The organism is Pseudoalteromonas sp. K222D (assembly GCF_017653575.1).
Taxonomy (GTDB): domain Bacteria; phylum Pseudomonadota; class Gammaproteobacteria; order Enterobacterales; family Alteromonadaceae; genus Pseudoalteromonas; species Pseudoalteromonas nigrifaciens.
In genome coordinates this window covers 22225-28584 of record NZ_JAGGDL010000043.1, presented here as the reverse complement: position 1 = coordinate 28584, position 6360 = coordinate 22225, and the positions used below count along the sequence as shown (strand labels likewise).

The 6360-nt window shown below is 39.1% G+C and carries 5 protein-coding genes; 3 read left to right on the top strand and 2 right to left on the bottom strand.

The genetic code is table 11. The features are described 5' to 3' along the window. Nucleotides 1–116: 116 nt before the first annotated feature. The 3 genes from pelG (at nucleotide 117) to purU (ending at nucleotide 3849) form a co-directional block, all read left to right on the top strand. Nucleotides 117–791, top strand: coding sequence for an exopolysaccharide Pel transporter PelG (gene pelG / locus J5X91_RS15690; protein WP_280117975.1), 675 nt, complete (start codon nucleotides 117–119; stop codon nucleotides 789–791). A 133-nt stretch (nucleotides 792–924) separates the two neighbouring features. Continuing rightward, a complete protein-coding gene (locus J5X91_RS15685) occupies nucleotides 925–2814 on the top strand; it encodes a hypothetical protein (protein ID WP_208835200.1) in 1890 nt (629 codons plus the stop codon). Nucleotides 2815–3018: 204 nt separating this feature from the next. Beyond that, the gene (gene purU / locus J5X91_RS15680; RefSeq protein WP_011327398.1) at nucleotides 3019–3849 is read left to right on the top strand and encodes a formyltetrahydrofolate deformylase; all 831 of its coding nucleotides are present in this window, start codon (nucleotides 3019–3021) and stop codon (nucleotides 3847–3849) included. Nucleotides 3850–3922: 73 nt separating this feature from the next. Here purU and J5X91_RS15675 read toward each other — a convergent pair whose 3' ends face one another. Both J5X91_RS15675 and J5X91_RS15670 read right to left on the bottom strand, forming a co-directional pair. Beyond that, on the bottom strand, nucleotides 3923–5524 hold the full coding sequence (locus J5X91_RS15675; protein WP_179808083.1) for an AbgT family transporter: 1602 nt from the start codon (nucleotides 5522–5524) through the stop codon (nucleotides 3923–3925). A gap of 149 nt (nucleotides 5525–5673) precedes the next feature. Then, nucleotides 5674–6324 carry a response regulator transcription factor gene (locus tag J5X91_RS15670; RefSeq protein ID WP_011327396.1) on the bottom strand — a complete coding sequence of 217 codons (651 nt, stop codon included), beginning with the start codon at nucleotides 6322–6324 and terminating at the stop codon, nucleotides 5674–5676. Nucleotides 6325–6360 lie beyond the last annotated feature (36 nt).

The window sequence follows — 6360 nt, the reverse complement described above, 5'->3', positions numbered from 1 at the left end:
GTTACCAACAAGGCGTCATGAGCGCAGCTTTCCACGATGTGTGAAAAAGAAACCATCTAAATATCCCTATAAAAAAAAGCCAGTCAGTGTTAACTGACTGGCATTAGTATTATAGCCTGTTCTTTTGTGGCTTGTTTTACAATATAGGTGTTTGGGCTGATAAAATTATTTTTTGGTACTCTCCTAGTACTTCAATAGAAATTATTGGCACTCTCAGGGCAAGCCCTATTTACGACTTACCCATATTTTTAGCCTACTTGTCTATTATTCCTGGTATGGCCGTGTTTTTAGTAAGAATGGAAACCGACTTTGTAGAGGAGTACGACCGTTTTTACACTGCAATACGCGAAGGTGCCTCTTTAAATGAAATTTATCTATTAAAAGATAATATGATACAAACTGCCCAAGGTGGTTTATACGATATATTTAAAATTCAGGGTATTACCGTAGCTTGCTTATTACTTTGGGGTGAGCAAATACTCACTTTTATAGGCATAGATCCTAACTACAAAACCTTATTATTTATCGATGTAGTGGGTGTGGGTGTACAGGTTATATTTTTATCAATACTCAATATTTTATTTTATTTAGATAAACGTTTTACTGTACTGGTACTCGCAGCAATATTTTTAGTCGTAAATGTTGTTTTTACCTATTTGTCGGTTGCACTTGGGCCGCAGTTTTATGGCTATGGCTTTGCATTTGCAACTGTTATTAGCTCGGTTATGGGTTTACTTTGGTTATCTAAACAGTTTGAAGATTTAGAATACGAAACCTTTATGCTGCAATAATAAACGCTTAATATTTCAGGCTATTGGTTTAAACTAAGCTTATAATGGCAAAACTAATAAATAAGTGTAATAAACATAAATTGCCTATTACACTTATTTCTCCCAATAAAATTCTTATATAAAGGAGTATTCAATGGCTTTTGATTATGGATCGATTGATCTTGGACTTAAAAACCCCTTCAAACTTGAAGGCAAAGTAACCGCACTAAGAGGTGCCATAGAGTCAATTACCGGTATTACGCTGCTTGTTGTTGCTGCAGGGTTAGTTAAAGAGGATGCAACTGCTGGGTGGATCTTGATGCTTTTTGGGATGATTATTTTAGGGTTTGGCATTGCTTCACTCTCAACAGGTATTTATGCCACACTAAAATACTTTGTTGGTCGTAATCACCCTACGTCTCTGGCTTATAACTACAGTAAATCGCAAAGCTCTACCGCAACAGAAGAAAAAAAAGAAGTTGCCTATAACGACCAAGAACTAGAAGAAATGCTTATGGGTCGTAAAAACATTACTTTTAAAGAGCCTAAAGGGTTTTTATCTCGCTTGTTGCATAGCCTTATTCCTAAACTAATGTTTTTACCCTACCCAATGCGTAATATTGCCCAGCAATTATTTGGCTCATGGATAAGTACCTTTGTGGCACTTATTGCGTATGGACTGGTAGCTTTTGTATCTTTGTCGGGCTTTACCGGTGAAGCAGGCGAATTAGCATTTCCCATATACAGTAGCATTTTAATGTTTTATGTATTGTTCTCATGGCGCTCGGCAGGTAAACCAACCACTCGCAATGCTGCAAGAGAAATTGAACCACTTGGTGGTGGTGCACTGGCTAAAATTATTTCGCTATCGTTTATTTTACCCATTATTATTGGCCTTTCTATGTCGTGGTTAATGCAAGAACAACACATTAGTAAAGCGCAAATAGATGTTTGGTTTGAACAATTACCCAACCTACATGCGGGTATGTATTTAGTCGCTATTATTATTTTAGCCACCTTGAGCTGCGCACTGGTTTTTACTATGTTAAAAGCACGATTAAATACCATAACACCAAGCACTGAGGTATCTGAGCTGCGCGAAAACTGGCAAGAATCTGTACACCCTACTGAAATTTTTATTAATTTAGATAACCTAGTAATGGCTAACCGTCGTTATAAAGAAGTGCCTAATCGCGTATACCGCGAGCTCAACCCACAACTGCAAGAGCAAGTAGAAGGAAAAGGCGGCTTTAAAGGAGAAATAATTCAAGAAATACAACCTAAACTACATGAGCTAGATTTAGGTAAAGGTTTTAGTATGGCTAGATTATTGGCGCTACTTAGTGGTAATTTTCTGTATTTAATCGCGCTTATTTTCACGGTATTATTAGCCTACTCTTTCATCGATATTTATCGTTATATTGATAGCGCAAATATCAATTCAATAGAGCAAGCACTTAATAATCGTCATATTTCACCTATCAGCGAGCTAGTAATGGCAAGCGTACACTTATTACTGATAGGTGTATTAATTAAAGCCTTTGCTCAGCTATTAAGTAGCAATGCACATTTGTTTTTTGCTGAAATGCAATTTGAATCACTTCTGGTCTATTTTAAATGTGAAGGTACATTTACTGAGTCTAAAATATCAACCGGTACAGGTATTCACGACAGCACTCGCTCTGAAAACACCTTAGTACGTAGCAGCATTACCCCTTGGGTTATTGTTTCGCGAATAGTAACCACCACTTTTGCAGCAACAGGTATGAAAAATCTTGAGCATCCACGCCATATTATGGAAATGCACAAAGACGAAGGTCAGTTACAAGCAATTAAAAACGATGTGATTGCGTTCTTAAAAGATCGTGAGTCAATAGCCTCAATTACCAGTGAGCGTGATTTAGGTAACGCGTCGCAAATTCATCAGCTTAATCAGCAAACACGCGCTATGCCAACACAACAAAGCGCAATTACAAAAAATGATGAAGAAGCCGCCGGCTTTATCAGACAACAAGATGATTTAGCCTCAGAAACCAAGTCATAACACAGTAACTTAATTATATATCAATGCCACTGGCAATCAGTGGCATTTTTAACAGCAACTATACCTTTTTAAACCCCAGTTAACTTTGCTCACTTTAATGTCATGCTTGTTCTAAATTAAACCTTGTAACAACACACAAAGCCCTTGCTTTATGCGCTAAAACGCAAATAATAAAGCAATCTATAATTGGGTAAGAATGAGAGAATGAGCTACATACTAACCACACAATGCGCCGATGATGTAGGGCTAATAGCCAAAATCACCGGGCTTTGCCACCAGCATAATTTAAATATTACACGTAATAATGAATTTGTAGACAAAGACGCTAAACGCTTTTTTATGCGTACAGAGCTCACTGGTGAGCCACAAAGTAACTTTTTACCACTACTACGCGAAATACTACCTGCAGACGCTAAAGTGGCTTTACACAATGGTACAAAAACCAAAGTTGTGTTACTTGCTACTAAAGAAGCACATTGCTTAGGTGGCGTATTATTAAAGCAATTCGAACAAGCGCTAAATATTGAAGTGCAAGCCGTTATAGCAAACTACCCTATTTTAGAGCCGCTTGCTAAAGGGCTTAATGTCCCTTTTCATGTTATCTCTCATGAGGGATTAACGCGCAGCGAGCACGATCAACAAGTAGGCGATTTAATTGCCAGCTATAACCCTGACATTATTGGTTTAGCTAAATATATGCGTATTTTAAGCCCTGAGTTTGTACAACGCTTTGAGGGCAAAATTATTAATATTCATCACTCGTTCTTACCCGCTTTTATTGGTGCAAAACCTTATCATCAAGCATTTGAACGTGGCGTAAAAATCATTGGAGCCACAGCTCACTTTGTCAATAACGAGTTAGACGAAGGGCCTATTATTTTGCAAGATGTTACGCCTGTAACCCACGCAGAAACTGCAAAAATGATGGCCAATATGGGTAAAGATGTAGAAAAAACAGTATTTTGTAAAGCGCTACAACTTGCCTCTGAGCATAAGCTATTTATTAACGGTAATAAAACCGTGGTGTTTTCGTAAAACAAAAATGCCAGCAAATTATGCTGGCATTTTTAAACGATTAAATAATACTTATTGTATTACCCAGGTACTATTAAGGCGTGTAATAAGTGGGTGATCCTGGCCCTACTGGCATACCCAATACAAATACCCATAAATAAAACAAAATAACCCAACCAACAAAAAATATCATACTGTATGGCAGCATAGTGGCTACTAGTGTGCCTATACCCATATCTTTTTTGTACTTAGCAGCGACAGCGAGGATCAAGCCAAAATAGCTCATCATTGGCGTTATTAAGTTAGTAACCGAGTCACCTATACGATAAGCCGCCTGAATGGTCTCTGGCGCGTAACCAACTAACATTAGCATAGGTACAAAAATAGGCGCGGTAACAGCCCATTGCGCCGAAGACGACCCTAAGCTTAAGTTAACCAACGCACACATTAATATAAATAATACAAAAACTTCGGGACCAGTTAAGTTTAAAGCTTGCAGTAATGCAGCACCGTTAATTGCTAAAATAGTGCCTAAATTGGTCCATTTAAAAAACGCGACAAATTGTGCAGCAAAAAACACTAGTACAATATACATGCCCATTGAGCTCATACTTTTGCTCATCGCATTAATTACGTCTTTGTCGTTTTTCATGGTGCCAACAACGCGCCCATATACAAAGCCCGGAATACCAAAGGTTACAAAAATAAACACCACTATGCCTTTCAAAAAGGGCGAGTGGGCTACTAATCCGGTTTCGGGGTTACGTAAAATGCCATCGGCTGGCACTATGGTCCAGGCAAGTAGTAGCGATACAACTAATAGCGATACCCCTGCCCACTTTAAACCCGACTTTTCTTTGGCCGTTAACGCGGCAATATTATTTTGTGCAAGATCAGCACTGGCCTCTTCAGGATTATATTTACCTAAACGTGGTTCAACAATTTTTTCAGTAACTAGGGTGCCTAAAATCGCAATTAAAAACACCGACACCATCATAAAATACCAGTTAGCTTCTGCGCCTACTTGGTAAGTTGGGTCGATCATTTGTGCCGCAGGTGTGGTAATGCCTGCCAGTAAGGGATCTATTGTGCCTAATAATAAGTTAGCACTATAACCACCCGACACCCCAGCAAACGCCGCTGCTAAGCCCGCTAATGGATGACGCCCTAAACTATGGAATATCATTGCAGCTAATGGAATAAGTACCACATAGCCCAGCTCAGAGGCGGTATTAGATAAAATAGCGGCAAACACCACCATAAAGGTCACTAACCGCTTTGATGCGCCCATTACCATGCCGCGCATTGCTGCCGACAGCAATCCAGAGTGCTCAGCAACACTCACACCAAGTAAAGCTACCAGTACCGTGCCCAGTGGTGCAAAGCTGGTAAAGTTAGTTACCAAGCCAGTTACAATACGCTGTAATCCCTCGGCACTAAGCAAGCTCACTACTTCAATAACACCATCGGGTTCGCGCCCAGGCGAGCCCTCAGGTCGAGGATCGATTGCACTTAGGCCAAACCAATCCGCCACTCCACTAAATACAACAATTACGATACAAAATATTGCAAATAAGGTGATGGGATGCGGTAGCATATTGCCTAAAAATTCTACGCCGGCTAAAAAGCGGTTAAACCAGCCTTTATTTGCGCTTTCATTACTACTTTGGGCCTTGGAGTCTAAAGAGTCTGACATACCATGTTCTCTTAATTATAAAATGCCCGTAAGCTAGCATTATTTTTATAGGAGATCATGTAATAAAGGTGAATGGCTTGTGATAATTGCGTATATAAGCGTAAATAAGACTAAAAAAGAGGCTTTGTGCCTCTATTCTATGCATGGTTTTATATTTGCTCTATAGGTGCTAATTGTAGTTTTGCAGCAATTAATACCGCTTGTGTGCGGTTATATACGCCAAGCTTTCTAAATATGGCGGTAATATGCGCTTTTACAGTGGCTTCTGAAATATGTAACTCATACGCTATTTGCTTATTTAGCAAACCTTCGTGCAGGTATTGTAAAACACGGTATTGTTGTGGGGTAAGTGAGGCAACTTGCGCTGCAATTTCTCGGTCTTCGCCTTGAATTTCGGCGACTTTATTTTTTAATTCTGTTGGTAACCAAGTATCGCCTTCGAGTATTTGATTAATTGCATTGGCAATATCATCTGATGATGATGACTTAGGAATAAACCCCATTGCGCCGTAACCCATTACTTTAGATACAATATTAGCGTCTTCACTTCCCGAAACTACCGCAATAGGTAAACTAGGATAGTCTTCTCTAATACGAATAAGGCCGTATAAATCACCATTACCTGGCATGTGTAAATCCAGCAGTAATATATCAAGATCTTCTTGCTCGCTTAACACCTGCAATGTACTGTCAAAATCAGATGATTCAAATACTTCTAAATCGTCAAATTTTACAGTTAGTGCACCCTTTAGTGCTTCACGAAATAACGGATGGTCGTCCGCTATTAAAAACTGACTCATGGTTCACTCCTAATAAATTCGGCTGTGCCCTATCTA

Coding starts and splice junctions, on each gene's coding strand:
- J5X91_RS15685 (WP_208835200.1), top strand. CDS start 925: ATGGCTTTTGATTATGGATCGATTGATCTTGGACTTAAAAACCCCTTC.
- purU (WP_011327398.1), top strand. CDS start 3,019: ATGAGCTACATACTAACCACACAATGCGCCGATGATGTAGGGCTAATA.
- J5X91_RS15675 (WP_179808083.1), bottom strand. CDS start 5,524: ATGTCAGACTCTTTAGACTCCAAGGCCCAAAGTAGTAATGAAAGCGCA.
- J5X91_RS15670 (WP_011327396.1), bottom strand. CDS start 6,324: ATGAGTCAGTTTTTAATAGCGGACGACCATCCGTTATTTCGTGAAGCA.